This is a genomic window from Georgenia daeguensis (assembly GCF_039537705.1).
GTDB classification, from domain to species: Bacteria; Actinomycetota; Actinomycetes; order Actinomycetales; family Actinomycetaceae; genus Georgenia; species Georgenia daeguensis.
In genome coordinates this window covers 1-3,599 of record NZ_BAABBA010000060.1, presented here as the reverse complement: position 1 = coordinate 3,599, position 3,599 = coordinate 1, and the positions used below count along the sequence as shown (strand labels likewise).

The 3,599-nt window shown below is 74.1% G+C and carries 3 protein-coding genes; 2 read left to right on the top strand and 1 reads right to left on the bottom strand.

Translation table 11 applies throughout. The features are described from left to right. Positions 1 to 161: 161 nt before the first annotated feature. Positions 162 to 629 (bottom strand): DUF5956 family protein, encoded by a 468-nt coding sequence (locus ABD774_RS21305; RefSeq protein ID WP_345045726.1) that lies wholly within the window; start codon positions 627 to 629, stop codon positions 162 to 164. A 189-nt stretch (positions 630 to 818) separates the two neighbouring features. Here ABD774_RS21305 and ABD774_RS21300 point away from each other — a divergent pair, with 189 nt between their 5' ends. Together ABD774_RS21300 and ABD774_RS21295 are read left to right on the top strand one after the other, a co-directional pair. Next, positions 819 to 2,303 carry a glucosidase family protein gene (locus ABD774_RS21300; RefSeq protein ID WP_345045723.1) on the top strand — a complete coding sequence of 495 codons (1,485 nt, stop codon included), beginning with the start codon at positions 819 to 821 and terminating at the stop codon, positions 2,301 to 2,303. A gap of 61 nt (positions 2,304 to 2,364) precedes the next feature. Continuing rightward, positions 2,365 to 3,387 (top strand): threonine aldolase family protein, encoded by a 1,023-nt coding sequence (locus tag ABD774_RS21295; RefSeq protein WP_345045721.1) that lies wholly within the window; start codon positions 2,365 to 2,367, stop codon positions 3,385 to 3,387. The last annotated feature ends 212 nt before the right edge of the window (positions 3,388 to 3,599 follow it).

The following is a 3,599-nucleotide window of genomic DNA, read 5'->3' as shown; positions in this document are numbered from 1 at the left end:
ATGGCCTTCCGCTCCCTCGCCCCGGCCACCGCCCCCAGGGCCGCCGCGACCACCGCCCCCGCCACCGAGACCCTCGTCCCCGCCACCGCCTGACACCCCACCCCCACCACACCCACGACGGGCCGCCGGCACCACGCCGGCGGCCCGCCGCCGTGTCCGGCTCAGGCCCCGTCGCGCCCGGAGGCTCGCCCGGCGAGGACGCCGCCGAGGTAGGCCGCCACCGCCGCCTTCTGCGCCGGGAAGTCCAGATCGTGCGCCGTGCACATCGCTGAGTCGACCCCCCGGTCGAGGTCTACCTCGGTCATGCCCGGGGGCAGCCGGATCTCCCACGTGACGCCGGCTGGTGGTGGCGGCGTCCGGGACTCCGAGAGGTAGCCGACGATGCCGTCCTGGATCATCTCGAGGTCCTCCTGACTGGCGGGTCTCAGGAAGGACTCGCGCACGCCACCGCGCTCGCACACCACCCGGGTCGGCCCCGGCGGGCGCCGTACGCCCCGCACGTGGCCCGGGCCGGCGACGAACGCGACCAGGGCGCCCCATCCGTTGTGCGGCAGGGGCGTCCACCCGTCGCGGTCGTCGTCGGCGACCTCACCGGTGACGACGCCGAAGTCGCCCCATCCTCTGCCCATCGGTTCTCTCCCGTCCGCGGCCCGGACCGACGCCACCTCGCGTCCCGTGCACCGACGGTACTGAAGGTTGCGCCGCCGCCCCCTGCCGTCGCCGCGAAGCCGCCGCGGGCCCGCGGCGCGCTCCGTCGGTACGCTCGCCGGGACGGATCTCCCGGCCCGTCGCCCCTGCGTCAGAATGGGTCTGCCCCCGTGCTCCGTGTCCTGACCTCGCCGCTGCTGGCCGCCATCTCCGGCCTGGTCGCGCTGTGCTCCCTCGTCTTCACCTACGTGACCAACCCGTTCTCGAGGTTCACGATCGTCCGCGGCACCTATGCCGCACGGTTCACCGGCGGCGCGCTCCGGGCCGTCGACCGCAACGACCGCCTCGTGGTCCGCCAGGGGCCGCTGTGGCGGGCGCTCGCCGTGTACGCCTGCGGGCTGCACGTCCTCGGCACCCGTTACCTGCACAGCCCCCGCTCGGACGCCGAGACCGTGGACGGGGTCATCGCCGACATCCACGCCCTGCGCTTCGACCCGCGCCGGCTGCTGCTCATCTCGGGGGACCACTTCACCGCGCTGTTCGTGCGCAACCTCGGCGTGTTCTTCTACCCGATGCTGGACCGGGCGATCCCCGGGACGGAGCAGGACTGGCAGGACCGTCAGTCCACCTACCTGCAGACGCTCGGCTACGCGCTCGGCGTGTTCGACAAGCAGCCGGAGCTCACCACGACGATCGTCGCCACCGGGCGCAACGCCGCCACGTGCGTGAACTTCTACCACTACCCCTCGGACACCCTGTTCGGGATGCTCTACGCCCTCGCCGCGCTCTCGGGCCTCGAACCGGCACGCCCGGCGGCGTACGGTCCGGACGTCCACGAGCTCGGCACGGCGGGCGCGGCCGCCGAGCTCACCCGCCGCTACCGCGACAGCCTCGCGCACCACTACCGCACCTACCGCGCTCGGGTGCTCGACGAGGAACGGCTGCTGGTCAGGACCTCCCTGCGGGTCTCCGGGGCCAAGGACATCACGCAGCGGCGCTCGGCGTTCTACGACAACGTGATCCTGTGGAAGACGGCGGAGCTCGCCGCCCGCCTGGGGATCACCGAGGACGACGGCGACTTCCGCGCCCGGCTGAAGGCGTCGATCCTGCGGGAGTTCTGGCTTCCCGAGGAGGGGCACTTCCTCGAGGACCTCTCCGTGGAGGGCGTGGCCCGGAGGTACTACTCCTCCGACTGGCTCATCGTGCTCGCGACCGGCTTCCTCGACCCGGCCGACCCGGCGGAGCGTGAGTACTTCATCCGGTCCGTGGACCACGTCCGCGCGCACGGCATCGCCGAGCCGTTCGCCATCAAGTACCAGGCGGACACGCGCGCGCACCGCCAGCACCCGGTGGTGCGCCTGGCCGTGGCCTCCTACGGCGGGGACTCCATCTGGAGCTTCTGGGGCATGGAGTACATCAAGACCCTCGTGCTGCTCCACCGCGCCACGGGGGAGGAGCACTACCTCGACGAGGCCGGCCGGCACCTCGACGCCTACGCCGCGGCGATGGTGGAGCACGGCGGGTTCCCCGAGGTCTACGACGCCGAGGGGCAGATGCTCACCACACCGATGTACCGCAGCATCCGGCAGACCGGCTGGGTCATCGGCTTCGAGCAGGCGCGCGAGATGTACCGGGCGGCACGCGCCGGCGGCTGACGGCAGGGCCCGACGGCGGGGCCTGGCGGGAGCGCGTCTCCCGCCGTCGCAGAATGGTCCCGTGACCGTCACCCGAGGATTCCTCTCCGACAACGCCTCCGGCGTGCACCCCAAGGTGCTCGCCGCCCTGACCGCCGCCAACGAGGGCCACGTCCCCTCCTACGGCGCCGACCCGTTCACCGCGGCGCTTCAGGAGCGGGCCCGCGACATCTTCGGCCCGGACGCCACGATCTTCCCGGTCTTCAACGGCACGGGCGCGAACGTCGTCGCCGTCCAGGCGATGCTGCAGCGCTGGGACGCCGTCGTCGCGACGGTCGACTCGCACATGGTCAACGACGAGTCGACTGCGCCCCAGCTGGTCGGCGGCACGCGCATCGTCACGGTCCGCTCCGACGCGGGGAAGGCGACGCCGGAGCTGCTCGCCCCCGCCTTCGACGCCTACGACGGCACCGTCCACCACGCCCGGCCCGCCGCGATCACCGTCGCGCAGAGCACCGAGCTGGGCACCACCTACACGCTCGACGAGCTCGCCGCGCTGACCGGCTTCGCCCGCGAGCGCGGCGCCCGGGTGCACCTGGACGGCGCCCGGGTGGCCAACGCGGCCGCCCGCCTCGGCACCGGGCTGCGAGAGCTCACCTCCGGCGTCGACGTCCTCTCCTTCGGTGGCACCAAGAACGGCCTGCTGCTCGGCGACGCCGTCGTCGTCCTGGACCCGGCCCTCGCCGAGGCCGTCGACCGGCTGCGGAAGGCCTCCACGCAGCTCGCCTCAAAGCTCCGGTTCGTCTCCGCCCAGCTTCTCGCGCTGCTCGAGGACGACCTGTGGCGCGTGAACGCCGCCCGGGCCAACGCCGCCGCGGACCTGCTCGCGGAGCGCCTCGCCGCCCTCGGCGTCGCGCCGCGCTACCCCGTCGAGGCCAACGCGGTGTTCATCCCCGTCCCGCCGGGCGTCCGTGCCCGGGTGGTGGCCGAGGCCCCGGTGCTGGCCTGGGACGCCGGCACGGTGCGCGCCGTCGCCTCCTTCGACACCACGGAGGAGGACGTCGACGCCCTCGTGGCGACGCTGGCGCCCCTGCTGCGGCCGTAACCGTACGGCTCGGGTGCTCCTTCCCGAGCTGCGACGGGGCCTGAGCCGGGCGCGGCGGCGGGCCGCCGGCGTGGTGCCGGCGGCCCGTCGTGGGTGTGGTGGGGGGCGGGGTGTCAGGCGGTGGCGGGGACGAGGGTCTCGGTGGCGGGGGCGGTGGTGGTCGCGGCGGCCCTGGGGGCGGCGGCCGCGGGGGCGAGGGAGCGGAAGGCCAG

What these genes read in the sequence shown, in the direction of transcription:
- ABD774_RS21305 (WP_345045726.1), bottom strand. Translation starts at nt 629, where the DNA reads ATGGGCAGAGGATGGGGCGACTTCGGCGTCGTCACCGGTGAGGTCGCC.